The following is a 24,493-nucleotide window of genomic DNA, read 5'->3' as shown; positions in this document are numbered from 1 at the left end:
TCCGCTCCGACAATCCCGGAAGCCGCCGGCTCCTGCTGATAAGCGCCCATAGACCCGAGTCTGCCCAAGCAACACCACGTTCCTCGACCCCGTTCCCACCGCACGGCCCTCAACCACGCAACCCACGCACGGCCCTCGTGGTGATGGGCCGCCACTACGGGCCGCCATCACCAAGCACGCCGCCGCTTCGGCACCGGCCCCGACCGCCGATGGCGACGCCCCGGCTTGGGTGGCCGGCCCGCGGGCCGGTCAGTCCGGCGGCTCCAGGAACAGCTCGGAGAGGCGCGGCAGACGCCGCTGCATCTCGTCCTCGTTGTCGAAGTCCCACAGCATCGCCGGATCCGGCCTGGTCGGCGCCGCGTCCTTGGCGGGCAGCCCCGAGCCCGTCGCCTGCCGGTGCGCCTCCTCCGCGATGGTCAGCACCTCCTCCGCCTCGAAGACCGCGCCCGTCGACGCCGCGGCCCGCACCGCCGGGAGGTCGGCCAGCGAGTCGGGCTCGCGGACCGCGCGGGCCACCACCTCCCGCCCGTTGGCGATCAGCCAGCCGCGGAAGTTGTCGAAGCCGTCGTCGGAGCAGCCGCCGTTGATCAGATAGGCCGCCGCCCACAGGTCCTCCTTGCCGGAGGCGGCCATGACCTTGTCGAGGTGGCGGCCCCACGCCGCGATCTCGTCGGGGTCGCGGGTGGCCAGGTCGGCAATGGCCCGCTTGGCCACCTCGTCAGGCGAACCCGGCCGGTCGGCGGTCGCCCGGTCGATGACCGTCCAGAAGTCGTCCGTTCTCATGGCCACAGCCTGCCAGCCGGGTACGACAGGAACGGGGAGGCAGGATGGGGGCATGCGCGCGGTCTTCCTGCCCGATGTTGCCTACGGAGCTACGGCCGTACGCCCGGATTGGGGTGATCTGCCCGCGGCCCTGCGGGAAGCGGTCGGCGCGCGGCTCGGCGCACCCGTCACGTCCGCGGCCAGCGCGGGCGGCGGTTTCACCCGCGCCTTCGCGGCCCTGCTCACGACGGCGACCGGGGACCGGGCGTTCGTCAAGGCCGCGCCGCTGACCCAACCGATCTCCGACTGGTACGCACGCGAGGCCGCGATCACAGCCGCCCTGCCGGCGGAGGTCCCGGCCGCCCGGCCGCGGTGGACGCTGGTGGCCGAGGGGCACTTCGTGCTCTGCCTGGAGGCGGTCGAGGGGCGCCTGCCCGCGCTGCCCTGGGCGCCCGCGGACCTGGCCGCGGCGCTGTCCGCGTGGGAGGCCTCGGCGGCGGCGCTGAGCAGGCCGTCCGCCGAGCTGCTCGGACTGGGCCTGCCGGCGCTCGGCGACATCGTGCGCGACGAGTTGTCGTGGTGGTCCGAGATCGCGGCCGGGCGTGCGCCGCTGCCACCCGCGCCGTCCTGGGTGCCCGGCCGGCTGGGCGAGCTTGCCGCGCTGGAGCGGGGCCTGCCGGCCCTGGTCGCGGGGCCGGGCATGCTGCACGGCGACCTGCGCGTGGACAACCTGCTCCTCGACCGCAGCGGCAAGGCGTGGCTGTGCGACTGGACGTGGCCGTGCCTGGGCGAGCCGTGGTTCGACACGGTGACGCTGCTGGTCACGGCGTACGCGAGCGGACTGGACGTCGACGCCGCCCTGTCCGGTTGGCGCGCGCCACCGGAGGGCGTCGACGGCGCCTTGGCGGTGCTCGGCGGATACTGGCTGACGCGGGCCGCCGGCGGGCCGAGCAGTGCTTCACCACACAGTCGGCAGCATCAGCGCTTCAGCGGCGAGCAGGCCCTCGGTTGGCTCGCGGAGCGCCGCGGCTGGGCCTCCTAGCTGGGCTTTTCCGGTCCGGCGAGGCGGCGTGGGGCCGAGCGATTTGGGTGCCACGAAGCGGGCCTGATACATTGGTTCGTCGCGTGTGGTGACGTTGCTTTTGGCTGCGGTCGCCACCGTCCGAGTACATCATCCGAACTAGTCAGGACAAGGCTGTCGCGTGGCGAACATCAAGTCCCAGATCAAGCGCAACCGGCAGAACGAGAAGGCCCGGCTGCGCAACAAGTCGGTCAAGTCGTCGCTCAAGACCGTGATCCGCAAGCTGAACGAGGCGAGCGCGGCCGGCAACAACGAGACGGCCACCGCGCTGCTGCGTGACGCCTCGCGCCAGCTCGACAAGGCCGTGAGCAAGGGCGTCATCCACAAGAACCAGGCGGCGAACCGCAAGTCGGCCATCGCCAAGCGGGTCGCCTCGCTGTCTGCCTGACCGCAGGCTGGTCATAGACCGCACCTCCGGGCACCGCAGGACCTCCGGGTCCGGCGGTGCCTGAGTTGTATCCGCCAACGGCAGCCGGCCGACACACCTCGGACCCTGCCAAGGAGACCGCCAGGATGGCCCGGTCGACCAGGCCGACAAGCCGACCAGACCGATCAGAAGCCGTCAGGATGGCCGGTCGAGCAACAACCGCCAAGCCCGGCCCCTCCACCAGAAGCCGCCAGGCCAGCCGGTCGAGCAACAACCGCCAAACGCGGCCCCTCCACCAGAAGCGGCCAGGCCAGCCGACCGCGCAACAACCGCCAAACGCGGCCCTCCATCAACCGCCAGGGCGGCCGGGTCGGCAGGTGGGCGACGGCCAGCGGTCGCCGACGATCGACGGGTCAGGGATCTCCCCGGGCGGCAGGGCGCAACGTCCCCGGAACCGCCGCCCTCCGGCTGGTGGCAAGGCACCCGAAAGGCACGGAGAACCGCGGCGCGAAATCACTGATCACCGTCGGGATGCCGCGGCCGCGCGGCCCGAGACGCGCCTGGGGCTACTCGTAGCGGCGCGCCGCCGACTGACGGGCTCGCTGCTGACGCTCGTCCAGCGCCTCCACCCGCTGCCAGGCGACCGGCGGCTCGTTCAGCGCACTCGTGTCGATCGCTCCCATCGGCGGCGGCGTCCACCGCTCGCCGATCGGCCCGCCCGGCACCGCCGCCTGCCGGGCCTCGGCAGAACGCAACGCCGGCGCGCCGCCGGGCCGGGAAGCCGCGATCAGTGAGGCCGGCAGCCGCACGGTCTCCGCGGCGCCCGAAGACTCCGACGCGCGGGCGACCGGGCGCTCGACGGCCACGGGCCGCCCGGCCCCGGTCCGCATCAGCCGTCCCGCCACCACGTCGTTGAGCTTGACCATCACCGCGACCGTCATCGGCAGGACCAGCACGCCCCACCAGCTGACCAGCTCGGCCAGCGCCAGCAGGATGCCCAGCGCCACCGCACCCTCGAGAAACACGAAGCAGAGGAAGCCGCTGGGCGCCAGATATTGCAACCCCAGCATGCGTGCGTAGAGCGGCTGCTCCCGGGCCTCGTCGCGGGACATTCCGGCGCGGCGCGACCGGGTCATCGCGCACCGCCGGACCGGCGTGCGGCCGCGACGGCGAAGACCGCCTGTTCCAGCGCGTAGCCACGGTCCTCGGCACCGCCCTTGACCGCCGCGTTGCAGTCGGCCGCCGCGCGCATCGCGTCGACCAGGCCCTCGGGGGTCCAGCCGCGGCTGCGTTCCTGCGCCTTCTGGATCTTCCACGCGGGCATGCCGAGCGAGCTGGCCATCTGGTACGGATTTCCGCGGCCGGCCGAGGCCACGCGCGCGACCGTGCGGACGCCGTCGGCGATGGCGTCCGCGATCGGCACCGGGTCGACGCCGACGTGCAGCGCCCAGCGCAGCGCCTCGAGCGCGCCCGGCACGTCGCCGACCATCGCCGCGTCGGCGACCGCGAAGCCGCTGACCTCGGCGCGGCCCTTGTAGTAGCGGGCCACCACCGCCGCAGTGATCTTGCCGTCGGTGTCGGCGAGCAGCTGGGAGCAGGCCGCCGCGATCTCGCGCAGGTCGCTGCCCACCGCCGCGAGCAGCGCGGACGCCGCCTGCTCGTCGCAGCGGCCGCCGTGGCGCCGGAACTCGTCGCGCACGAACGCGATCCGCTCGCGGTCACCCTTGAGCTTCGCCACGGGCACGACCGTCGCGCCGGCCGTGCGCAGGCCGTCAGCGAAGGCCTTGCCCTTGGCCCCGCCGACGTGCGCCACGATCAGCGTGACGTCCGGATCGGGATTCTTCGCGTACGCCAGCAGCGCCGCGACGAGGTCCTTGCGCGCGTCCTGCCCGCTGCGGATCACCAGCACCCGCCGGCCGCCGAACAGCGACGGGCTGAGCATCTCGGCGACCTCGCCGGCGCTGAGGGCACCCGCCTCGTACTCGCGGACGTCGGCGCCCGGCTCGTCGGCCCGCGCCGCGGCGACCGCCGCGGTGATCGCCCGGGCGGCGAGGAGTTCCTCGTCGCCTTGGACGAGCAGCAACGAGGCGGGAGGTGCGGTGTTCACGTCCGGAATCTTCGCACGAAGGCCTGACGCTTCCGCACGGCTCACTCCTTTGCGCCGCCGTCCAACCACTGAACGCGAAAGCAGACATATCGGCGATCCGCCATGTGGTTCCCACCGTAATGGTTCTCGATCAGGCTGAATGTCTGCCTTGCGCGGCGAACGTGATCCGACACACATACGAACCGATCGCCCGGGGTCGAATCGCACTCTCGGCCTAATCCGGGCGTGTCGGGTGCGGCGGGACCCCGGAGGGCGACGCGACGCTCAGTGATCCTTCGGAAGATCCGAGGTCGCGGTCGCCCAGCTCGTGTTCGCGGTGGTGCCCAGCGTGATGGTCACCGTGCCGCCGCGCTGCAGGTACGACTCCGGCAGCCAGGAGCGCCGCAGCGCCGAGCCGTTCAGCTTGACGCTCTGGACGTAGGTGTCGGCGCTGTTCGCGTTGACCGTGAGGCGTACGCCGTTGCTGCGATCGATCACCACGCGACTGAAGACCGGGCTGCCGAGCAGCAGTTCCGCGCGGCCCGGCACCTGAGGGAAGAGGCCGATCGCCGCGAAGACGTACCAGGAGCTCATGGTGCCGAGGTCGTCGTTGCCGGGCAGCCCACCGGGCCCGGTCCCGTACGCGGTGTCGACGATCTGCCGCACCGTCGCCTGCGTCTTCCACGGCTGGCCAAGCCCGTTGTACAGCCAGGGTGCGTGGATGCCCGGCTCGTTGGTCGGGTCGTACCGCAGCGCGTTCCCGCCGAGCACCGCCCAGTTGCCGTTCTCGTCGTGGAAGAAGCCGTCCAGCCGCGTCGCCGCCGCGGACCGGCCGCCCATCAGCGTGGCCAGCCCGGAAACGTCCTGCGGCACCATCCAGGTGTACGTGGCGCTGGAGCCCTGCGCGAAGCCGACGTCCGTAGACGGCGTGAAACCGCTCTGCCAGCTGCCGTCCGCCCGCCGCGCCGCCTGGTAGCCGACCGCCGGGTTGTACGTGTTCTTCCAGTAGTCCCCGCGCGGCAGCAACTGCCGGTACAGGTCGTCACGCCCGGCCCGGCGCGCCCACATCGCCAGGGAGAAGTCGGCGAGCGAGTTCTCCAGCGTCTCGGCGGCACCGCCCCAGCAGTGGCAGACGTCGTTCGCGGCGTACTTCAGCGCCAGGTACGTGTTCAGCGTGGGTCGCTGGCCGAGGCACTGGCCGGGGCATCCGGCGTCGGAGAGCGCGTCCTGGTTCTGCACCGTGGCCTGCTTGACCAGCGACGCGAGCGCGGCATCGGCGTCGAAGCCGCGCGCACCCATCGCGTGGTAGGTGGCCAGCGTCGGCGCGGCCGGGTCGCCGGTCATGACGTGGGTGGGCGCGCCGAGGTGCAGCCAGCGGTCCCAGACGCCGTTGTTCTGTGCGGCGAAGTCCAGCATCGACTGGGCCATGTCGCCGGCGACGTCGGGCCGCAGCAGGGCCAGCAACTGGATCTGCGCCCGGTACTGGTCCCAGCCCGAGAAGGTGCCGTATGCGGCCTGCCGGCCGGCCCGGATGCTGTGCACCCGCAGGTCGGCGCCGAGGTAGCGGCCGTCTATGTCGCTGATCGTCTGCGGTTGCATGAGCGAGTGGTAGACCGCGGTGTAGAAGGCGGCCGTCCGGGCCTCGGTGCCGCCGCCGACCCCGATGCGCCTGAGCTCGGTGTTCCAGGCGTCCCGGGTGGCCGCCGCGACGGAGTCGACGGTGGCGGTGTCCGGCACCTCGGCGTCCCGGTTGGCCGCGGCGCCGGCCGGGCTCACGTACGAGATGCCGACCCGCATCCGCACGTCGCCGCCGGCGGCCGTGTCGAAGCCGACCCAGCCGCCGGAGCCCTTGCCGGCCCGGTCCGCGCCGGTGAGGTAGCTCTCTCCCCCGGTCGCCGTGGTGCCGCCCGGGGTGACCGTCGCGTTCTGCCAGGTCCCGGTCCGGGCGAAGTCGCGGTCGAAGACCGCGCTGAAGTACAGCCGGTAGTACGAGCGCCGGTTCGGGTTGGTCGCCCCGCCGCCGTTTCCCCGCCGCCCGCAGAAGCCGCCGGTCAGGACCGACCCAGTCACCGTACGGGTGGTGGCGTCGATGTCGATCCGGGCGTCCTCGCTGCCGTTGAGCGAGTTCGACGTGCGGAACAGCAGGTTCGCGGCGGAGCCGGCGGGGAACGAGAAGTTCCCGATGCCGGCCCGCGTGCTCACCGCGAGATCGGTCCGCACGCCGTTGTCCAGCCCGACGGTGTACCGCCCGGGGCTTGCCGACTCGGCGGCGTGCGAGAACGTGGAGGAGTAGCGCTGGTCGCGGGTGTCGGCGGTGGGTGAGGTGGTCACGTCACCCACGTACGGCATGATCGGCACATCGCCGGCCGCACCGGGGCTGCACCCGGCCCCGTTGACGTGTGTCAGGCTGAAGCCACGCAGCTTGGTCACGTTGTAGTCGTAGCCGTTCGACGCGGGCGCGCCGGTCTGGTCACCGGCGGTGTTCGTCGGGCTCCACGCGATCATGCCGAACGGCCGGGTCGCGCCGGGCCAGGTGTTGCCGCCGCGGGTGGTACCGACGAACGGGTCCACATAGCTCGCCGGGTCCTCGATCAGCGGCACCGGGGCGGGTGCGGCGGCGGCCGGGACGCCGGGAGACAGCGTCGCGATCAGGACCGCACCCACCGTCCCGGCAAGCACGGCACGTGCGCGTGACATCGACATGCGTCTGCCTTTCCGAGGTTACGCAGACATTACGATGACGTAGATGATCACCGATACATTCGCGCCCTGCCGCGGGGTGAACGCTGCGCGAACCGTCATCGGTGCGCTTCCCCCAGCCACTGCTCGAACGTCTGCGTGCCCCTCGGGCCGGGGCCGGTAGGCAGCAGGCCACCGCCGGCCATCGGACCGGGCAGCCACAGCGGCACGACCGGCCGGCGCCGGCTTCCGCCCGCCCGGATCAGCCGGCGGGCCATGTCGACAAGCGACTCGACCCGCGGCCCGGCGAGGTCGGGCGCGGCCTTCTGCGGCCCGCCGGCGACGATCGCGACCAGCGCCTCGGCGACTTCACGCACGGCGATGGGCTGGACGGTCAGCCGCGGCACCAGCGCGATCGGCCCGGGCATCCGGTCGAGCAGCTGCCCGGCGAACTCGTGGAACTGCGTCGCCCGCAGTACGGTCCACGGCACGGACCCATCCCGGACGACCTGTTCCTGACGCAGCTTGCCCTGGTAGTAGCCGGTCTTCACCCGGTCGATCCCGACGATCGACAGCGCGACGTGGTGCCGCACCCCGGCGCGCGCGGCCGCGCCGAGCAGGTTGCGCCCCGCGACGTCGAAGAACCGCACGGCGACGTCCCGCTTCAGCGTCGTCACGTTGCTCACGTCGATCGTGGCGTCCACCCCGTCGAGCGCGGCGTCCAGCCCCGACCCGGACACCAGGTCGACACCCGTCGAGCGGGCCAGCACCACGGGCTCGTGCCCCGCGGCGGCCAGCACCTCGACGACGTGCCGGCCGGTCACCCCGGTGCCACCTGCCACTGCGACCTTCATCGTTGTCTCCTCCATCGCTGATCACTCTTCCGCGAGTTGGACGAGGCAGCCCTCCCCGATGTGACGCCCCGGCCGGACGGAACGCGAATCACCCGGGCGACGACGGCAGGACCGCCATCGGTGCCGGCCCCGGCCAGGTCACCGCCCTAATCGGTACGCAGCCCGCGCGCGTCACACGGTGGTACAGGTCAACAGCTCAGCGGGCTCCTCACTCGATACGGAGGACGGCAGGCGCGCCGTGCACCTGGTTTTCGGCGCATTCGCCTCGATCACGACGTCGTCGGCAGCGTTGAGCGACGCCGTCAGCCGCACCGTCGCGGGGCCGTTCACACCGACGCGCACCGCGGAGCGAGCCAGCACGAACCGGGATCCATCGTCGCTGACCGTCTCCATCGTCGCGTCGAGCACTGCGCCGGCCTCAAGGTCGGGAAACGTCAGCTCCGCCGTGATGGTCGTCGAAACGGGGCTCACGATGCTGCGCTGGACAACCACCATCGGCTCGGTGGAGCCGGCCAACGTCCCGCCGGTTCCCATGACGAGCAACGTCGCCCCGCCGGCCAGCAGCACCGCCAGCATGCTCAGCAGCCCGGCCAGCATGACGGCCATGACGCCGCGCCGACCGGCCCGAAGCTCCGACGCGGCCGTCGAGGCCGGTCCCACCAGCAGCGTGGACAACTGGCCGCCGAGCGCGACCAGGACCGCGACCAGTGCTGTCACCACGGCGCCGACGGCCAGCACCTGTGCCGGCACCGACCGGTCCAGCTGGTTGACCGTCGCCAGACAAAGGCCGGTCAGCAGCGCGGCCACCAGACAGACCGTCACCACGACCGGCTTCGTGCCGGCGCCGGTCCCCGCGGGCGCGAGCGCCGATTGCCCAGGTGCGTTGGACGGCGTCGCCAAGTCCTGGTCCCCGGCCTGCGGGACGTCCCGATCCCCGCCTGGCGGCTCGGCCTGCATGTCTGTCACAACGTCTCCGATCAACGGGTAGACCTGAAGCGGGCTCGTCAACCCGCCGGCAACTAAGGGCATGATCAACCGCCCCTCGGGCGCAGGGCGGCCGACGGCCGAACCCGTCAGCCGTTAGGAGTCGGCGGATCACCGCGGGCGACGACGGCAAGACCCCCATCGGTGCTGACCGCGGCGAGGTCACCGCCCTCATCGGTACGCAGCACGCGCGCACCACTGCGGCTGAGCCGGGCGAGGAGGCCGGCATTCGGATGGCCGTAGTCGTTGCCGGCCCCGACGCTGACGAGCGCAACGGCGGGGTCGACGGCATCGACGAACTCCGGCAGTTGGTACGCGCTCCCGTGGTGAGCGACCTTCAGAACGTCGGCGCGCACGGCCGCCGGCCCGAGATGGCTGAGCAGTTCCTGCTGCTCCTCGGTCTCGGCGTCGCCCGGCAGCAGCAGGGTCCGCCCGTCGACCCGGGCCCGCAGCACGAGCGAGTTGTTGTTCGGGTCAGAACTGGTGCCGCGCAACGGTCGGTACGGCCCCAGCACCCTCACCTCGAGCCCGCCGACCGCGTACGACCAGCCGGGGCCGACGGCCAGCATCGGCGTGCGCGCCCCGGCGGCCTGCGCGGCGACGAGGGCCCGGCCGCCGGGCGGGTCGGGCCAGTCGGGCGTGACGACGGCGGCGACGGACCGGTTCCGGAATACCCCGGCGACCCCGCCGATGTGGTCGACGTGGAAGTGGCTGACGACGAGGAGCACGACCTGACGAACGCCGAGCCGCCGCAGGCAGTGGTCGACGGGCGCCGGCTCGGGCCCGGCATCGACCACGACCGCCCGGCCGGCGCCCGCGGGCAGCACCACGGCGTCGCCCTGCCCGACGGCGCAGGTGACGATCAACCAGCGCGGCGGCGGCCAGCCGGAGGCGAGCAGCCGTACGGGCAGCGTGCCGAGCATGGCACCGGCGCAGAGAACCGCGACGAGGCGCCGGACGACCGGCCGCCGGGCGGCGACGAGCAGCGCGACCGTGGCGGCGCCGAGCAGCAGCGCACCGAGCACCCCGCCGGGCCACGGCAACGCACCGGCGGGCACCCGGGCGCCGTAGGTCGCGACGACGACGAGCCAACGCGCCGGCCACTGCCCCACCCAGGCGGTGAACTCCGCGCCGGCCGGCCACACCGGCGACAGCACGGCGGCGGAGACGCCGAGCAGCGTGGCGGGCGCGATCGCCGGCACGACGAGCAGGTTCGCCGGGACGGCGACGAGGCTCACCGACCCGGAGATCCCGGCCACGACGGGGCCGCACGCCACCTGCGCCGCGGCCGGCACCGCGAGGGCCTCGGCGGCGCCGGGCGGCCAGCCCCGGTCGCGCAGGGCATCACGCCACTTCGGAGCGAGCAGCAGCAGGCCGCCGGTGGCCAGCACCGAGAGTGCGAAGCCGACGTCGCCGGCCAGTTCGGGGTCGACGACGATCAGGACGGCCACCCCGGCGGCGAGCGCGGGCAGCGCCGCGCGGCTGCGCCCGGCCGCGAGCCCGAGCAGCCCGATCGCCCCCATCGCGGCGGCACGCACCACGCTCGGCGACGGCCGCGCCAGGATCACGAACCCGGCCAGCGCGACGGCGCAGACCAGCGCGGTGACGACCGGCCCGGCCCTGGTCCACCGCACCGCGAACAGCACCACGCCGAGGATGATCGCCACGTTGGCGCCGCTCACGACGTTGAGGTGAGTCATCCCGGTCGCCCGGAAGTCCTCCTCCAGGGCGGGATCGAGTTGGCTGGTGTCGCCGACGACCAGCCCCGGCAGCAGCCCACCGACGTCGTCGGGCAGCGGCGCGCACGCACGCTGCAGCCCGGCACGCAGGGCACCGGCGCCGCGCTGCGCCCACGAGGAGCGGCCGCGCAACCGCGGCGGATCGTCGGCGGACAGCACCGCGGCGCGCAGATCACCGCCGCGCGGCGCCAGCAACCGGCCCGCCGCCGAGGCCCGCTGGCCGGGCAGCAGCACTCTCCACGCGGGATCGGAACCGAGCACCAACGCCCGCGCCGAGAGGCGCAGCCGGGGAGCATCGTCGGGATACACGGCCGTGAGATCGACCGCGACCAGGTAGGTGGCCGGCGACCCGGGCGATCCCCGCAGGGCCCGCGGATCATCGCGCACCACCAGATCGACCCGAACGGTGGCGCCGTCCTCGACGAGCGTGGCGAGCGGCCCGGCCTCCCGCACACTCACCCGCGCCGCCGTGGCGACGGCGCCGCACCCCGCGCCGAGCAGGGCGGCGGCCACCAGCCATCGGGCCGCACCCGCCACCCGCCACCCGGACGAGACGCCGGGCAGGCCGGGTGACCACCGGGTCAGCGCCGCCACGGCCGCGGCGGTCAGTGCCGCTCCGCCGACGATCAGGCCGGTGCGGGCTGACAGGTACAGCGCCGCGAGGGCGGCCAGCCACAGGGACACCGCGAAGCCGGCCAGGCGGAGGTCCGGGGTGCGGCGGTCGGCACCCGCGTGGCCGGTCACACCGTCACCAGGTCTTTCAGCTGCTCGAAGCGGGCGGTGCCGATGCCCTCGACCTTGCGGAGGTCCGTGACGGCCCTGAAGCCGCCCTGCGCGTCGCGGGCATCCAGGATCCGCTGTGCCAGCACCGGCCCCACGCCCGGCAGGCCGTCGAGGTCCGCAAGGGTCGCGGTGTTCAGGTTGACCGGGCCGCCGGCCGGCCGGCCCTGCGCCGCGGGCCCGGTGGGGCCGGCCGCAACGGCACCCGGTGGCAGGGTGACGCCGACCATGATCAGTTCGCCGTCGGCGACCTTGCGAGCCAGGTTCAGGGGCGCGACGTCCACGCCCGGATCGGCGCCGCCGGCGGCACGCAGGGCGTCCGCGACGCGCGCGCCGGACGGGAGTTGCACCAGCCCCGGCTTGCGGACCTTGCCGCCCACGGCGACGACCACCTCGGCCGGGCCGGAGGTGCTTGGCACGGGACCGGCCGCGGCCGTTCCGTCGCCCGCGAGCGGAGCGCCCGCCGCGGCGGGATCGATTCCCGGCGGGGCCACCGGATCCACCCGCGGCCGCGCCCGCCAGGCGAGAAACGCCGCGACGAGCACGACGATGACCGCGACGGCGGCCAGCGCCCGCACTCCCCTCCGGCCGGGGTCGAACGCACCCAGCCGAGACCTCGGTGCGTCGCCGAAGGCACCCGCACCGCTGAGTACGGGATCGGCGGCCGCGAAAGAGTCGGTCCCGTCCACGAAGGGGCCGGCCCCCTGGGAGACGACCCCGAAGCGGTCGGCTCCCATGGAGTCGGCTCCCACAGAGCCGGATCCCATCGAGCCAGGTCCCATTGAGCCGGATCCCATAGAGCCGGATCCCATAGAGCCGGATCCGGCGGGATCGGGTCCGAAGAGGGCCGGCGGACGGATCGGGCGTCCCGCGCCGGTCCCCGCCGCCCAGGCCGGCCGGTAAGCAAGATCCTCGGCCACCGGCTCGACCTGGCGTGGCAGCGACGGCTGCGCCTCCTCGCCGGAGCGGGGCTCGAGGGTCACGTCGTCGGGCCAGCCCGGCAGCAGGTCGTCCCAGGTCAACGGCGGCCCACCCGGCACCGGCCAGCCGGCCCCCTCGGCAGACCCTGCCGCCGGCGCCCGCAAAGCGGGAGGGGAAGGCACCGGCGAAGCGGAAGGCACCGGCGCCCGCGAAGCGGGAGGACCCGACACCCCCGAAGCAGGAGGACCCGACACCCCCGAAGCAGGAGGACCCGACACCCCCGAAGCGGGAAGACCCGACACCCCCGAAGCAGGAGGACCCGACATCCGTAACGAACCCGGTGGGGTAGCCCAGGGCGACCCCACGGGATATGCGGACGGCACCCCGGCCTCTGGAACTGCCGCGTCCTCGCGGGCCGATGGGCCCTTCGGCGCCAGGACCGTCCGCAGCCTGGCGCTCACGTCGTCTGGGTTCCTCGCCTCACGCACCGGCCGAAACTAGGTCCCCTGGCCCGCTCCCCGCCTGCCCCGCTGTGGACAACCCGACGGTGTGGAAAACCCCTACCTCGTCCCCGTCCTGTGCTATGAGATGGCCCCGTGACAGTTACCGACCTGGCCGAGGCCATCCGCCGGCTCCGCGCGGCCGGCTGCGTCTTCGCCGAGGACGAGGCGGCCGTGCTCGGCGAGGCCGCCACCGACGCCCGCCACCTCGCCGAGCTGGTCGGCCGCCGGGCCCTGGGCGAGCCCCTGGAACAGGTCGTCGGCTACGCGGACTTCTGCGGCGTCCGGGTCCGACTGCGCCCCGGGGTCTTCGTTCCCCGCGTCCGCAGCGAACTCCTGGTCCGCACCGCCGCGGCCGAGAACGGCGGCGTCGTCGTCGACCTCTGCTGCGGCTCCGGCGCCCTCGGCCTCGCCCTGCGCCGTCAGCGCCCGGACATCACGCTCTTCGCCGCCGACAACGATCCCACCGCCGTGGCCTGCGCCCGCGACAACCTCGGAAGCAACGCCAACCAAGGCAGCATCAACCAAGGCAATGCCAACCAGGTCAACGTCTTCCAAGGCGACACCAACCAAGGCGGTCTCTTCCAAGGCGACACCAACCAAGGCGGTCTCTTCCAAGGCGACACCAACCAAGACGGCATCTTCCAGGGCGACACCAACCAAGACGTCTTCCAAGGCGGCGTCTTTCAAGGCGATCTCTTCGACGCCCTGCCAGCCGGGCTACGCGGGCGAATCGACATCCTGCTGGCCAATGTCCCCTACGTCGCGACCCGGCACATCCCCCTGCTGCCGCCCGAGGCTCGGGAGCACGAGCCACACCAGGCCCTCGACGGCGGCGACGACGGTCTCGACATCTTCCGCGCCGTCGTTGCGGGCGCCACCCGATGGCTGTCGCCCGGCGGCCTGATGCTCTCCGAGATCAGCGCGGCACAGACCGGAGCCGCCGTAGCCGCGGTGCGGGCCGCGGGGCTCCGGCCCGGCCTCGCCGAGGACGAAGAACTGGACGCAAGGGTCGTCACGGCCCGCCGTCTTGAGGTTCCGGAGGTCCCGCCGCTGCGATAAGGTCGGCCGCCGGTGGGAGGGGTGGTGGCGCGTGGGCCTGATCCGCAGGGCCGCCCGGGCCCGGCTGGCGAGCCAGGTCATCAGGCGGCTGCGACGGGCCGGCATCGCCGATGCCCGATACCACTCGGCCACGTTCTCCGTGCGGTTCACGGCGGCCGGCGACGACGTCCCGACCGTGCTGCGGCTCGACAGCCTGCTCGCGCAGCGGGGAAGAGTGCGACGGGAGCGGATCGACCGGTTCGTCGCCGGCCTCCTGCGCGCTCCCGGCCTGCCGGCGAGCTGGGACGCGGCCCGGCCGCTGCTGCGCCCCGTCCTGCGCGGCGCCAACACTCCGGCGGATGTCAGCGCGCCGCTGAGCCGGCCCGCGCTCCCCTTCCTGTCCGAGTTCGTCGTGGTGGACCATCCCGAGACGATGACCTACGTGGCGGCCGAGCACGGCTGGGGCGTGGACCCCGACGAGGTCTTCGCGGCCGCGCGCGCCAATCTGTCCGCCGCCACCCTGGTCGGCTCGGCTGCCGGGCCCGTCGTGGTGCAGTTCATCGACGACGGCGACGCCTACTGGACGTCGCATCTGCTGCTCGACGGGTGGCTGGCCGGGCTCGCCGGACAGGTCGGCGGGCGGCCGGTCGCCTTCGCGCCCGAGCGTGGGACGCTGCTGGTCGCCGCGGACGGCAGTGACCAGCTGCCGGGCCTGTTCGCCCGGGCCGAGGCCACCTACCTGGCGTCGCCCCGGGCGATCACCCCGATGGCGTACGTGAGCGACGCCGACGGCCGCACCGTGCCCTACCAGGCCGGGCCGGGTTCGCCGTACGAGATCCACGTGCGCCGCGCCGAGGCCGTCCTCGCCGCCAGGGAGTACGCCCGCCAGGCCGAACGGCTCCCGCTGGCCGCCGAGTTGCTGATCACCGACCACGGGCGCACCCGGGCCGTGTGGCGCAAGGACGGGCCCGCGCTGCTGCCGAAGGCCGACGAGGTGCAGCTGGGCGAGACGGTCCGGCCTTGGGCGCGGATCGAACCCCACCTGACCGAGGTACCCCTGACGCCGCCCAGGTGGAGCGGCGAGTCCTGGCCGCTGCTGTAGCCCTAGGTTCTGCGGTGTACGACCACCCCGGCGACGCCGGGGCCGACGTGCGCCGCCACCACCGCGCCGATCTCCGTGATGTAGCAGTCGCGTAGGCGATCGCCCAGCCGCACCGAGACCACGTCGGCCAGCGCCGCCGCCCGGTCCTCCGCGCCGAGGTGGTGCACCGCGATGTCGACCTCGCCCTCACCGGACGCCTCGACGGCCAGGTCGACGAGGCGGGCGAGGGCCCGGCCCGCGGTACGGACCCGGTCGCGGACGACGATCACGCCGTCGACCATGTGCAGGATCGGCTTGACCGACAGCGCGGTGCCGAGCAGGGCCGAGGCCGCCCCGATCCGGCCGCCGCGCCTGAGGAACTCCAGGGTGTCCACATAGAACAGGACGCTGACCTGTGCGGAGTGGTCGACCGCCGCCCGCCGTACCGTGTCGAGGTCGGCGGCCCGGCCGGCCGCCGTGGCCGCGGCCAGCGCCACGAAGCCCAGGCCCATGCCGGTTGTCTGACTGTCGACGACCTGGACCTGGGGCCCGATCTCGGCCGCGGCCAGCGCCGCCGCGTCGTAGGTGCCGGAGAGCTGGGACGACAGGTGCACGGAGACGATGCCGTCGGCACCGGCCTTCAGCAGCTTGCGGTACGCGATCACGAACTGTCCGGGCGCGGGCCGGGAGGTGCTGACGGCGACCCGCCGCTGGCCGAGGGCGTGGGCGACCTCAGCCGGCGAGATCTCTTCACCTTCGAGGCCTTCGGCTCCGTTGATGACGACGGTGAGCGGGACGACGGTGAGGTCGTACGTCCCGCTCAGCTCGGACGGCAGGTACGCGGTGGAATCGGTGACGACCGCGACGGGCATGCGGGCACCGTAGCCGATGGTGGGCTAGTTCGCGCGGATAGTGGTCACGACGAACGGCGTGCCCTGCTGGCAGGTCGTCATCATGCCCGGCTCGGCGTGGCCGGTCGCGGTGACCGAGGCGCCCACCTTGGCGACCGGTTTGAGCGCGGCGTCCTTGATGATCAGCAGGTGGTCGTCGAGGAGCAGGCAGCCCGGCTCGACCCCGGCCGTGATGGTGCCGGTGATGGTCTTGCTGCCGGGTTCGGCGGGCTTGCTCGCGCTGGACTTCTCCGTGGGGACTGCGGAGGAGGGCGTGGCCGAGGCGGGCGCGGGCGCGCCGGCGGAGTCATCCGAGGCTCCGTTGGCGCAGCCCGCGAGGGCCAGGACGGCCAGCAGGGGGAGGGTGAGGCGTCGAATAATCATGGTGACTTGGACGCTACCGGGTGGCCGGATCGTTCCTCGCGGGGGCGATCAAACCGGCGGCGGCGAAGGCCGGTCGGCGAACGGGCCGACGTTGTAGGTGGCGATCTGCCAACCCCGCAGCGTGTCGTGGGTGAGCTCCACCCAGTGGCAGTTCTGCAGGGCGCGCAGCGTGCGCAGTTGCTCGCGCGGCCAGCCGAGCAGGTGCCCGACGCCGGATCGCACGGCCGCGCCGTGCGTGGCCACCACGACGGTGCCGCCGGGCTCGACCAGGTCGGCCGCGGCCTGTAGCGCCTCGGCGACCCGCTTTCCCAGGTCGTCGAGCGTCTCCACCTCGCCGCCGATGTCGTCGGCGCCGGCCGTCCAGCGGGCGTACTCCTCCGGCCGGGTCTGGGTGATCTCGGTCATCGTGAGACCTTCCCAGAGGCCGAAGTAGCGCTCGCGGAGCCGCTGGTCGTAGGTCACCGACAGGCCGGTCAGCGCGGCCAGCGCGGCCGCGGTGTCGGCGGCCCGGCACAGGTCGCTGGCGACCAGCGCGTCGGGCCGCATCCGGGCGAGCAGCTCGGCGGCGTCGACGGCCTGCTGCCGGCCGAGGTCGTTGAGCGGCACGTCGGTCTGGCCCTGTACGCGGTGGCCCGCGTTCCAGTCCGTGTTGCCGTGCCGCCAGACGATGAGCCGAGTGGTCATGCCGCGCCGGAGGAGGCCTCGGCCTCGGCCAGGTCGCGGTCGACGAACTCGATGGTCGGGCAGTCCTTCCAGAGCTTGTCGAGGGCGTAGAACTCGCGCTCCTCGGCGTGCTGGATGTGGATCACGACATCGATGTAGTCGAGCAGCACCCAGCGGCCCTGCCGCTCGCCCTCGCGGCGGGCCGGCTTGGCCTTCTCGGGCAGGCCCAGCAGGGCCTCCTCGATGGCATCGACGATCGAACCGACCTGGCGCTCGTTGGCAGCCGAGGCGATGACGAACGCGTCGGTGATGTAGAGCTGGTCGGCGACATCGATGAGGACGATGTCCTGCGCCTTCTTGTCGGCCGCGGCCTGCGCGGCGGTCAGCGCGAGCTCGCGGGCACGTTCGGTGACGGGCACCGGTCTCCCCTCGTTCGGTTTCAGAGTTACTAGCCTCTCATACGGGTATGACATCTCTACCCAGATGAATAGGCCTAAACCGGTCCTTCGGTGCGATATAGTCCACGCTTTGCGATGTACTGCACCACACCATCGGGTACGAGATACCAGACCGGCAGCCCTTCGGCGACCCGCGTACGGCAGGCGCTCGACGAGATCGCCATCGCGGGCACCTCCACCAGCGTCACGGAGTCGGCGGGCAGATGCTCGTCGGAGAGCTCGAAGCCGGGCCGGGTGACCCCGACGAAGTGCGCCAGCGAGAGCATCTCGAGCGCATCCTTCCAGGACAGGATCTTCGCGAGCGCGTCCGCGCCGGTGATGAAGAACAGATCGGCGGAGTGCCCGAAGATCGCGTGCAGGTCACGCAGGGTGTCGACGGTGTAGGTCGGGCCGTCCCGGTCGACGTCGGCCCGGCTGACCTGGAAGTGCGGATTCGACGCGGTCGCGATCACCGTCATCAGGTAGCGGTCCTCGGCGGGACTGACCTTGCCCTTCTGCCAGGGCTGACCGGTCGGCACGAAGACGACCTCGTCCAGGCCGAAGCGGCTCTGCACCTCGCTCGCCGCCACCAGGTGACCGTGGTGGATCGGGTCGAAGGTGCCGCCCATGATGCCGATCCGGCGCCGTTTCCGCACCGGCGAATCCTAGATCAGCCGTCGAGCCGCCGCCGGACCGCGCCGAGCAGGTCCGCGGCCGTGAACGGCTTCTCCAGCAGCGCGACTCCCGGATCCAGCGTGCCCTGCGAGGCCAGCACCGGCTGGGCGTACCCGGACATGTAGAGCACGCGGGTGTCCGGGCGCACGTGTGCGAGGCGCTCGGCCAGCTCCTTGCCGAGCATCCCGGGCATCACCACGTCACTGACCAGCAGATCTATCGCCCCCTCGTGCAGGGCCGCCACCTCGAGGGCCTGAGCGCCGCCGTCGGCCGACAGGACCTGGTAGCCCGCGCCGGACAGGATCCGGCCGGCCACATCGCGCAGCGCCGCCTCGTCCTCGACCACGAGCAGCGTCTCACCGTGCCCGGCGGTCAGCACCGGCTCGACGGCGGGCGCGACCTCCTGTTCGCAGGCGCCGGCGGGCAGCAGCACGGTCACCGTGGTGCCCAGGACCGGCTCCGAGGTCAGGCTGACGGCGCCACCGGCCTGCGTCACGATGCCGTAGACGGTGGCCAGGCCCAGCCCGGTGCCCTCGCCGCTGGCCTTGGTGGTGAAGAACGGCTCGAAGGCGCGCGCGACGACGTCGGGGGCCATGCCGCAGCCGGAGTCGGAGATGCGCATCCGGACGTAGTCCCCGGGCGCGAGGTCGGGATGCTCGCCGGTCTCGAGGTGCGCGGCGGCGGTGTCGATCACCAGCTGGCCGCCGGTCGGCATCGCGTCCCGGGCGTTGGTCGCCAGGCTGACCAGCAGCTGCTCGACCTGGCCGGGGTCGCAGGTCACCGCCGGCAGCGACTCGGCCGTCCGGGTGATGAGGGTGATCTGGTCGCCGATCAGGTCGCGCAGCGTCGGCTCGACGTCGGCGATGACGGCGTTCAGGTCGAGCACCTCGGGCCGCACGACGTCCCGGCGGGCGAACTTGAGCAGCTGGTGCGTCAGGTCCGTGCCCCGCTCGCCGGCCCGGATGACCTGGCGGGCGTCGGCGGCGATGGTCTTGAGGTCGGGCTGCGGCGACTCGGCCTCCTCGATCACGAAGTTCGCGTAGTTCACGATCACGCCGAGCATGTTGTTGAAGTCGTGCGCGATGCCGCCGGCCAGCTGGCCGAGCGCCTCGAGCCGCTGGTTGCGGTGCTCCTGCACCTCGCTGCGCTGGTGCTCCGCCTCGGCCTGCAGCCGGTGCCGCTCGGTCATGTCCCGGATCACGGCGACGGTGATCCGTCCCTGCTCCCACTGCACCCGCGAGAGCGACGCCTCGACGGGGAAGCCGCTGCCGTCGCGCCGCCGCGCCTGGAGGGGGACCGTGCCCATGAACCTGGTGCCGGTGCCGCGCTCGTCGGCGGCGCGCCGCAGCCCCGCCAGCGGCGGCACCTCGCTGAGGTCGACGAGCAGCATGTCCGCACGCTGGCCGAGCAGTTCTCCGCGGCGCCAGCCGAAGACCTCTTCGGCACGGTCGTTGACGAGGACGATCACGCCCTCGTCCATCACCAGGATCGCGTCCGGCGCGGCTTGCAGAAGACCGCTGGACAGTTCCTCGGACCACTCCACCGGCCTCACCCCCCGTACGCCGAGGCTAACCTCTCAAACGGTGGGTATAGGGCAAATCATCTATCCTCGGGCACGCAGCGCACGGCGCACATCATCATCACCATCCGTCACCACGCGACGCAGGATGGCCGACAGGTCCGGCGAGGCCAGCAGGTCCGCGGCGAGCCGCCGGGTCTCCGCGGTCACGACCAGCGACGGGTACGCCAGCGCGGCGATCCGCTCCCCGCTCATTCCGGTACGCCGGCTCAGCATCCCGGGCACCTCGGCGAAGTACCGCTCCACGTACGGGGTGACGAGGTCGAGCTGTTCGGGCTGCCAGAACCCGTGCGCGGTGGCCTCCAGGATCCGGTTCGAGGAGGCCGTGTCGTTGATGATCAGGTCCCAGGCGCCCGCCTTGGCGCCGGGATCGGGCCGCGCCGCGCGGCACCGGGCCGCCTGCTGCTCCCCGGCCGCGCTGCGGTCCGCCGCCAGCGTCGCCTCGATGTCGTCCGGCCCGGCCGCACCCAGCACCACCAGCCGGTAGAGGATCAGCCAGCGCAGGTCGTCGTCGACGCTGACGCCCTCGGGCACCCCCTCGCCGTCGAGCCAGCCGCGCAACCGCGCGGTGTCGATGGTCGTCCCGATCAGCCCGCGCACGCCGGCCAGCCGGCGCGAGCTGCCGGGCTCCGCGGCGGTCAGCAGCCGGTCGCTCGCCTGGGCGAGCAGCTCCAGCGCGGCGGGCCGGGTCTCCGGCGTGGGGTAGCGGTCGACCAGCGCGCGGGTCATCCCCAGCACGTCCTCGACCAGGACCACCTCGCGCTCGACCGGCAGCGCCGCCAGGACCAGGGTGACCAGCTCGGCGACCGGCCGCTCGCCGTCCTCGACGGCGTCCAGCGTCGCGCTCCAGAGCAGCGCCCGGGTCAGCGAGTCGTCCAGCATCGGCAGGATCAGCGGTACGGCGTCGGCGGACGCGTCGTCGAGCCGGACCTTGGCGTAGGTCAGGTCGCCGTCGTTGACCAGCAGCAGGTCGGCCGCGGGCTCGCCGGTCAGGTCCGGCAGCGGGGTACGACCGCCGTCCACCGCCGGGTCGACGTCCACCTCCAGCAGCCGGCGGCGCGTGACCGTGCCGTCCGGCGCCTTGTCGTACAGGCCGACACCGATGCGGTGCGGGCGAAGGGTCGGATACCGCTCCGGGGCGGTCTGCACGATCGTGACGTCCGCGTACCGGTCCTCGGCGTCGCGCCGCACCTCGGCGCGCAGGGTGTTGACCTGTGCCCGGCGCAGCCACACGTCCGCCCAGGCGGTCAGGTCCCGGCCACTCGCCTTCTGGACGACGGCGAGCAGGTCGGCGAGGGTGGCGTTGCCGTACGCGTGCGCCGCGAAGTGCTCGTTGAGCCCGGCCAGGAACGCCTCGTCGCCGACCCAGGCCACCAGCTGGCGCAGCACCGCCGCGCCCTTCGCGTACGAGATCCCGTCGAAGTTGAGCAGGGCGAGCGCGGTGTCGTCGACGTCGGTCGGCGCCACCGGGTGGGTGGACGGGCGCTGGTCGGCGCGCATCCCCCAGGCCTTGCGGTGCATCGCGAAGGTCGTCCAGGTGTCGGTGAACCGGGTGGCCTCGGCGGTGATCCGGGTGCCGAGGTACTCGGCGAACGACTCGTTGAGCCACAGGTCGTCCCACCAGGCCATGGTGACCAGGTCGCCGAACCACTGGTGTGCCATCTCGTGGGCGATGACCATGGCGCGCTGCTCGCGCTCGCCGTCCGTTACCGCCGAGCGGTGGATGAACTCGTCGCGGAAGACGACCAGGCCGGGGTTCTCCATCGCGCCGAAGTTGAACTCGGGCACGAACGCCTGCTGGTAGTGGCCGAAGGGATACCGGACGTCGAAGATCTGGTGGTAGCGGTCCAGGCACTGCCGGGTGATCGTGAAGATCTCCTCGGCCTGCTCGTCGAGGTGCTCGGCCAGCGCCTGCCGGCAGTAGAGCGCGAGCGGGATGCCGTCGTGCTCCTCGGTGCGCGCGTGGTACGGCCCGGCGATCAGGGACACGAAGTAGGTCGACAGCGGCTTGGTCGCCGCGAACTCCCAGCGGCCTGCTGCGGCCTCGGCGGCGGGCTCCCCGTTGGCTGCCACCAGCCAGCCGTCCGGAGCCGTCACCCGCAGCGTGAACGGCGCCTTCAGGTCCGGCTGGTCGAAGCACGGGAAGATCCGGCGGGCGCCGTCGAGGAACATGTGCGCGTACAGGTAGATGCGGCCGTCGGCGGGGTCGGTGAAGCGGTGCAGGCCCTCGCCGGTGTTGGAGTAGGTCATCAGGGCGTCGACGACGAGTTCGTTGGTCTCCGCCAGCCCGGCCAGGGTCAGCCGCTCCTCGGCCAGGGCGGCCGCGTCCAGCGGCGCGCCGTTGAGCGTCACCGAGATCAACTCGGTCGGCTCCAGCTCGGCGAACGTCGTCGCGCCGGCCCCCGCGGCGAAGCGCAGGACCGTCCGGGAGCGGAAGGTGTCGCCGGCACCGGTCAGATCGAGATCGATCTCGTACCCGGAGACGGTGACGGTGGCGGCCCGGGCGATCGCCTCGGCGCGGGTCAGGCTCGGCATCCGCTCATCATGCCGTCCCGCAAGTCGGTACGGCAGTCCGACGCCCGGGCGCGGCGGGAAAGTAGTCCCCGCCCGTGACCGGCGTCGACGTCAGCGGGGCGTGACCGCCGCCGGCGACTTCTCGAAGCACACGCTGAACGGGTTGCCGACGTACTCGCCGTATGCCGGGATCGGGACGTAGCCCACCGACCGGTAGAGGCCGATCGCCGCCGGCAGGTAGGTGCCCGTCTCGAGCCGCAGCACCGGCCGGTCCGCGGCCAGCGCCTCCTCCTCGAGCGCGACGATGAGCTGCCGGGCGATGCCCCGGCCGCGGAACGCCGGGCGCACGTACATCCGCTTGAGCTCGGCCACGCCGGGTTCGAGTGCCTGCCAGGCCCCGCACGCCACCGCACGCCCGTCGAGGACCACGACCAGGTACGCCGCGTCGTCGTGCGGGAGGTAGACGACGCCGTCGAGCCCGCCGTCGGCCTCGCTCAGCTCCTGCTGCTGGGCGATGAGCAGGGCGGCCAGCTCGGCGTCGGACGAGGGACGCGATTCGATCAGCACGACCGAGACCCTAAGCGGCGTCCGTTTCCACCGGGTTGCGGGGGTCTGGCCGTAGCCCGGCGGCGAGGCCTACTCGTCGTCCTCGTCGTCCTCGTCCTCGACCAGCACCGGCTGTGACGCCATCGAGATCGTGCTGACCGTGCCGTCCTCGGCCATGTGCAGCAGCTCGTCCTCGCCGCGGACCCGGCGGGCCTTGCGGGCCGCCAGCCGGGCCGCGGCGCTGGCCCGGGCGTTGGTCTCCTCGAGGCGGATGTCGGTGCCCCGCGGGCCGGAGATGTAGTCGCCCGTGTTGGGCTGCCAGTCGAACTCGCGCTCGCCGATGCGGACCGGGTCGCCCGCCTCGGCGCCCTTCTTGGCCAGCGCGGCCTCGACACCGAGCCGGTCCAGCCGGTCGCCGAGGTAGCCGATCGCCTCGTCGTTGTCGAAGTTCGTCTGCCGGACCCAGCGCTCGACCTGCGGACCACGCACGACGAAGACGCCGTCGGAGTCGCGCTCGACGGTGAAGCCCTTCTCGTCGACCGCGCGGGGGCGCACCACGGCCCGGGTCGCCTCGGGGGCGGGGGTGGCGAGCCGGTTCGCGGCGACGGTGTCGCCGAGGGCGTACATGAGCTCCTTGAGCCCCTCGCGGGTCACCGCGCTGACCTCGAAGACCCGCAGGCCGCGCGCCTCGAGCTCGGGACGGACCATCTCGGCCAGGTCCCGGCCGTCCGGGATGTCGATCTTGTTGAGCACGACCAGCCGCGGCCGCTCCTCGAGCCCGCCGTACGCGGCCAGCTCGGCCTCGATGGCGTCCAGGTCGGCCAGCGGGTCGCGCTCGATCTCGGGCGCGGCCGCGTCCAGGACGTGCACCAGCACCGACGTGCGCTCGATGTGCCGCAGGAACTCCAGGCCCAGGCCCTTGCCGGTGGCCGCGCCCGGGATGAGACCCGGCACGTCCGCAACGGTGAAGGTGTGGTCGCCGGCCTGCACGACGCCCAGGTTCGGCACCAGGGTGGTGAACGGGTAGTCGGCGATCTTCGGCTTGGCGGCCGACATGACCGAGATCAGCGACGATTTGCCGGCCGAGGGGAACCCGACCAGGCCGACGTCGGCGACGCTCTTGAGCTCGAGCACGACGTCCAGCTGGTCGCCGGGCTCGCCGAGCTCGGCGAAGCCGGGCACCTTGCGCCGGGTGTTGGCCAGCGAGGCGTTGCCGCGCCCGCCGCGCCCGCCGCGGGCCACCTCGAACGTGGTGCCGGCGCCGATCAGGTCGGCCAGGATCTCGCCCTCGGGGGTCTGCACGACCGTGCCGTCCGGCACCGACAGGACCAGGTCTCCGCCGTTCGCGCCGTCCCGGTTGGCGCCGGCGCCGCCGGTGCCGTTCTGGGCCTTGACGTGCGGGCGGAAGTGGAAGTCCAACAGCGTGTGCTGCTGCGGGTCGACCACGAGCGTGATGCCGCCGCCGTGCCCGCCGTTGCCGCCGTCGGGGCCGCCGAGCGGCTTGAACTTCTCTCTGCGTACAGAGACACAGCCATGGCCGCCGTCACCTGCCTGCAGGTGCAGCACGACTCGATCAACGAACGTTGCCACCTTGTGTCTCCTACCTCAACCTCGGAAAGCAAACAGCGGGCCGCGGACCCGAGAGGTCCGCGGCCCGCTGTGACGTGGATCTACTCCGCGACCGGCACGATGCTGATGGTCTTGCGACCCCGCGTGTGGCCGAAGAGCACGTTGCCCTTGGCCAGCGCGAACAGCGTGTCGTCGCCACCGCGGCCGACGAGCTCTCCCGGGTGGAACTTCGTGCCACGCTGGCGGATCAGGATCTCGCCCGCGTTGACCAACTGGCCGCCGAACCGCTTGACGCCGAGCCGCTGAGCGGCGGAGTCGCGGCCGTTGCGGGAGCTGGAAGCACCCTTTTTGTGAGCCATGG

Annotated in this window: 21 protein-coding genes and 1 pseudogene; 4 read left to right on the top strand and 18 right to left on the bottom strand. The window is 72.9% G+C overall.

The window, feature by feature from the left end:
* Nucleotides 1-249 precede the first annotated feature (249 nt).
* Nucleotides 250-783: a DUF4240 domain-containing protein gene (locus tag AB0B58_RS20130; protein ID WP_360225400.1), complete on the bottom strand. Its 534-nt coding sequence runs from the start codon at nucleotides 781-783 to the stop codon at nucleotides 250-252.
* 52 nt (nucleotides 784-835) lie between these two features.
* Here AB0B58_RS20130 and AB0B58_RS20125 point away from each other — a divergent pair, with 52 nt between their 5' ends.
* Together AB0B58_RS20125 and rpsT are read left to right on the top strand one after the other, a co-directional pair.
* Nucleotides 836-1,804: a phosphotransferase gene (locus AB0B58_RS20125; RefSeq protein ID WP_360225398.1), complete on the top strand. Its 969-nt coding sequence runs from the start codon at nucleotides 836-838 to the stop codon at nucleotides 1,802-1,804.
* Nucleotides 1,805-1,964: 160 nt separating this feature from the next.
* Nucleotides 1,965-2,231 carry a 30S ribosomal protein S20 gene (gene rpsT, locus AB0B58_RS20120; protein ID WP_360225396.1) on the top strand — a complete coding sequence of 89 codons (267 nt, stop codon included), beginning with the start codon at nucleotides 1,965-1,967 and terminating at the stop codon, nucleotides 2,229-2,231.
* 854 nt (nucleotides 2,232-3,085) lie between these two features.
* Here rpsT and AB0B58_RS20115 read toward each other — a convergent pair.
* The 7 genes and pseudogenes from AB0B58_RS20115 to AB0B58_RS20085 form a co-directional block, all read right to left on the bottom strand.
* Nucleotides 3,086-3,346, bottom strand: a pseudogene (locus AB0B58_RS20115) (hypothetical protein); the annotation flags it as partial.
* Complete coding sequence (gene holA / locus AB0B58_RS20110; RefSeq protein ID WP_360225901.1) at nucleotides 3,343-4,326, bottom strand: DNA polymerase III subunit delta; 984 nt, start codon at nucleotides 4,324-4,326, stop codon at nucleotides 3,343-3,345. The pseudogene AB0B58_RS20115 and the gene holA, both read right to left, overlap by 4 nt.
* 255 nt (nucleotides 4,327-4,581) lie before the next feature.
* Nucleotides 4,582-6,993 (bottom strand): GH92 family glycosyl hydrolase, encoded by a 2,412-nt coding sequence (locus AB0B58_RS20105; protein WP_360225394.1) that lies wholly within the window; start codon nucleotides 6,991-6,993, stop codon nucleotides 4,582-4,584.
* A gap of 101 nt (nucleotides 6,994-7,094) precedes the next feature.
* Nucleotides 7,095-7,829: an NAD(P)H-binding protein gene (locus tag AB0B58_RS20100; RefSeq protein WP_360225392.1), complete on the bottom strand. Its 735-nt coding sequence runs from the start codon at nucleotides 7,827-7,829 to the stop codon at nucleotides 7,095-7,097.
* Between the two features lie 171 nt (nucleotides 7,830-8,000).
* Complete coding sequence (locus AB0B58_RS20095) at nucleotides 8,001-8,729, bottom strand: hypothetical protein (protein WP_360225390.1); 729 nt, start codon at nucleotides 8,727-8,729, stop codon at nucleotides 8,001-8,003.
* Between the two features lie 173 nt (nucleotides 8,730-8,902).
* Nucleotides 8,903-11,296, bottom strand: coding sequence for a ComEC/Rec2 family competence protein (locus AB0B58_RS20090; RefSeq protein ID WP_360225388.1), 2,394 nt, complete (start codon nucleotides 11,294-11,296; stop codon nucleotides 8,903-8,905).
* On the bottom strand, nucleotides 11,293-12,069 hold the full coding sequence (locus AB0B58_RS20085) for a ComEA family DNA-binding protein (protein WP_360225386.1): 777 nt from the start codon (nucleotides 12,067-12,069) through the stop codon (nucleotides 11,293-11,295). Before AB0B58_RS20085 ends, AB0B58_RS20090 begins: the two co-directional genes overlap by 4 nt.
* 780 nt (nucleotides 12,070-12,849) lie before the next feature.
* Here AB0B58_RS20085 and AB0B58_RS20080 point away from each other — a divergent pair.
* On the top strand, nucleotides 12,850-13,815 hold the full coding sequence (locus AB0B58_RS20080) for a methyltransferase (RefSeq protein WP_360225384.1): 966 nt from the start codon (nucleotides 12,850-12,852) through the stop codon (nucleotides 13,813-13,815).
* A 31-nt stretch (nucleotides 13,816-13,846) separates the two neighbouring features.
* On the top strand, nucleotides 13,847-14,896 hold the full coding sequence (locus tag AB0B58_RS20075) for a hypothetical protein (RefSeq protein ID WP_360225382.1): 1,050 nt from the start codon (nucleotides 13,847-13,849) through the stop codon (nucleotides 14,894-14,896).
* Nucleotides 14,897-14,898: 2 nt separating this feature from the next.
* On the opposite strand, the gene AB0B58_RS20070 is transcribed toward AB0B58_RS20075, so the two are convergent.
* The 10 genes from AB0B58_RS20070 to rpmA form a co-directional block, all read right to left on the bottom strand.
* Complete coding sequence (locus tag AB0B58_RS20070) at nucleotides 14,899-15,747, bottom strand: DegV family protein (protein WP_360225380.1); 849 nt, start codon at nucleotides 15,745-15,747, stop codon at nucleotides 14,899-14,901.
* Nucleotides 15,748-15,771: 24 nt separating this feature from the next.
* On the bottom strand, nucleotides 15,772-16,149 hold the full coding sequence (locus AB0B58_RS20065) for a hypothetical protein (RefSeq protein ID WP_360225378.1): 378 nt from the start codon (nucleotides 16,147-16,149) through the stop codon (nucleotides 15,772-15,774).
* Between the two features lie 48 nt (nucleotides 16,150-16,197).
* Nucleotides 16,198-16,833, bottom strand: a complete 636-nt coding sequence (locus AB0B58_RS20060; RefSeq protein WP_360225376.1) for a histidine phosphatase family protein — start codon at nucleotides 16,831-16,833, stop codon at nucleotides 16,198-16,200.
* Nucleotides 16,830-17,231: a ribosome silencing factor gene (rsfS, locus tag AB0B58_RS20055; RefSeq protein ID WP_360225374.1), complete on the bottom strand. Its 402-nt coding sequence runs from the start codon at nucleotides 17,229-17,231 to the stop codon at nucleotides 16,830-16,832. The genes AB0B58_RS20060 and rsfS overlap by 4 nt, the downstream gene beginning before the upstream one ends.
* Before the next feature lie 74 nt (nucleotides 17,232-17,305).
* The gene (gene nadD, locus AB0B58_RS20050) at nucleotides 17,306-17,905 is read right to left on the bottom strand and encodes a nicotinate-nucleotide adenylyltransferase (RefSeq protein WP_360225372.1); all 600 of its coding nucleotides are present in this window, start codon (nucleotides 17,903-17,905) and stop codon (nucleotides 17,306-17,308) included.
* Nucleotides 17,906-17,919: 14 nt separating this feature from the next.
* Nucleotides 17,920-19,467, bottom strand: a complete 1,548-nt coding sequence (locus AB0B58_RS20045) for an ATP-binding protein (protein WP_360225370.1) — start codon at nucleotides 19,465-19,467, stop codon at nucleotides 17,920-17,922.
* 60 nt (nucleotides 19,468-19,527) lie between these two features.
* Complete coding sequence (pepN, locus tag AB0B58_RS20040; RefSeq protein ID WP_360225368.1) at nucleotides 19,528-22,038, bottom strand: aminopeptidase N; 2,511 nt, start codon at nucleotides 22,036-22,038, stop codon at nucleotides 19,528-19,530.
* A 90-nt stretch (nucleotides 22,039-22,128) separates the two neighbouring features.
* Entirely contained in the window at nucleotides 22,129-22,584 is a 456-nt protein-coding gene (locus AB0B58_RS20035; RefSeq protein WP_360225366.1) for a GNAT family N-acetyltransferase, read from the bottom strand.
* A gap of 69 nt (nucleotides 22,585-22,653) precedes the next feature.
* Nucleotides 22,654-24,153: a GTPase ObgE gene (gene obgE / locus AB0B58_RS20030; protein WP_360225364.1), complete on the bottom strand. Its 1,500-nt coding sequence runs from the start codon at nucleotides 24,151-24,153 to the stop codon at nucleotides 22,654-22,656.
* Between the two features lie 80 nt (nucleotides 24,154-24,233).
* Nucleotides 24,234-24,491 carry a 50S ribosomal protein L27 gene (gene rpmA, locus AB0B58_RS20025; protein WP_184996933.1) on the bottom strand — a complete coding sequence of 86 codons (258 nt, stop codon included), beginning with the start codon at nucleotides 24,489-24,491 and terminating at the stop codon, nucleotides 24,234-24,236.
* Between the last annotated feature and the right edge of the window lie 2 nt (nucleotides 24,492-24,493).

This window comes from Actinoplanes sp. NPDC049118 (assembly GCF_040648555.1).
Classification (GTDB): domain Bacteria; phylum Actinomycetota; class Actinomycetes; order Mycobacteriales; family Micromonosporaceae; genus Actinoplanes.
Note: the sequence above shows the minus strand (reverse complement) of the source record. Positions and strands in the feature narration are given on the sequence as shown.

What these genes read in the sequence shown, in the direction of transcription:
- AB0B58_RS20125 (WP_360225398.1), top strand. Translation starts at nt 836, where the DNA reads ATGCGCGCGGTCTTCCTGCCCGATGTTGCCTACGGAGCTACGGCCGTA.
- AB0B58_RS20105 (WP_360225394.1), bottom strand. Translation starts at nt 6,993, where the DNA reads ATGTCACGCGCACGTGCCGTGCTTGCCGGGACGGTGGGTGCGGTCCTG.
- AB0B58_RS20060 (WP_360225376.1), bottom strand. Translation starts at nt 16,833, where the DNA reads ATGACCACTCGGCTCATCGTCTGGCGGCACGGCAACACGGACTGGAAC.
- AB0B58_RS20100 (WP_360225392.1), bottom strand. Translation starts at nt 7,829, where the DNA reads ATGAAGGTCGCAGTGGCAGGTGGCACCGGGGTGACCGGCCGGCACGTC.
- pepN (WP_360225368.1), bottom strand. Translation starts at nt 22,038, where the DNA reads ATGCCGAGCCTGACCCGCGCCGAGGCGATCGCCCGGGCCGCCACCGTC.
- AB0B58_RS20065 (WP_360225378.1), bottom strand. Translation starts at nt 16,149, where the DNA reads ATGATTATTCGACGCCTCACCCTCCCCCTGCTGGCCGTCCTGGCCCTC.
- rpmA (WP_184996933.1), bottom strand. Translation starts at nt 24,491, where the DNA reads ATGGCTCACAAAAAGGGTGCTTCCAGCTCCCGCAACGGCCGCGACTCC.
- AB0B58_RS20130 (WP_360225400.1), bottom strand. Translation starts at nt 783, where the DNA reads ATGAGAACGGACGACTTCTGGACGGTCATCGACCGGGCGACCGCCGAC.
- AB0B58_RS20070 (WP_360225380.1), bottom strand. Translation starts at nt 15,747, where the DNA reads ATGCCCGTCGCGGTCGTCACCGATTCCACCGCGTACCTGCCGTCCGAG.
- AB0B58_RS20085 (WP_360225386.1), bottom strand. Translation starts at nt 12,069, where the DNA reads ATGGGAGCCGACCGCTTCGGGGTCGTCTCCCAGGGGGCCGGCCCCTTC.